The sequence below is a fragment of the Vibrio sp. 811 genome (genome assembly GCF_033339195.1).
Genome location: NZ_JAWOUB010000666.1, coordinates 1 through 589, shown reverse-complemented (window position 1 = coordinate 589; position 589 = coordinate 1). Strand labels below are relative to the sequence as shown.

Annotated in this window: 1 pseudogene; it reads left to right on the top strand. The window is 49.2% G+C overall.

Annotated features, from left to right (window positions below):
- A pseudogene (locus R7Q46_RS28720) lies at positions 1-589 on the top strand (flagellin); the annotation flags it as partial.

Below are 589 nucleotides of genomic sequence, written 5' to 3'. Positions count from 1 at the left end.
GTAGAGGTTAGAGCCCATAGCATACGCTTAGGTGGACAAGAACAAGCCTCTATCATGCCAACCCGCTCTGCGGATTCAAGCAGTACGATCAAACCGCGTCCAATTCAAGTTCAGGCTGACACCGCGTCAGCCTATTCTGTTTCAGGCATTCAACTGACTCAGGGACAGCAACAAGCAACAGCGGTACAAATTGCTTCAAAATCACTGCAAACCATTGGTAAAGAGCTAACGCACATTAAACGTGGGTTAACTCAAGCCGTTACGCAAGGCACACAAAATGTGCCGGGGTTGCAAGATACGCTTGTGCGCTCTAAAGCGAACATTCAACGTGTTGTGGAACAAGCGCGTTTTGATGGCCAGAAGGTGATTGATAACGAGTTGCATCTCAAGTTGGATAAAGCCGATATTCGTCGCTTCTCTATCCCAGGTTTGAATGTGCATCGTCTCAGTGACCGAGCGGAACAAATTCGTTTGGATTTCCCTCAGGGCCAAGCGGTGATGATTCAGTTTGACGGTCAATCGGACGGCGCACGCACGGTGAAAATGCTCGACCGCAGTTTAATTGCAATGGGCATGCGCGCATCATTGG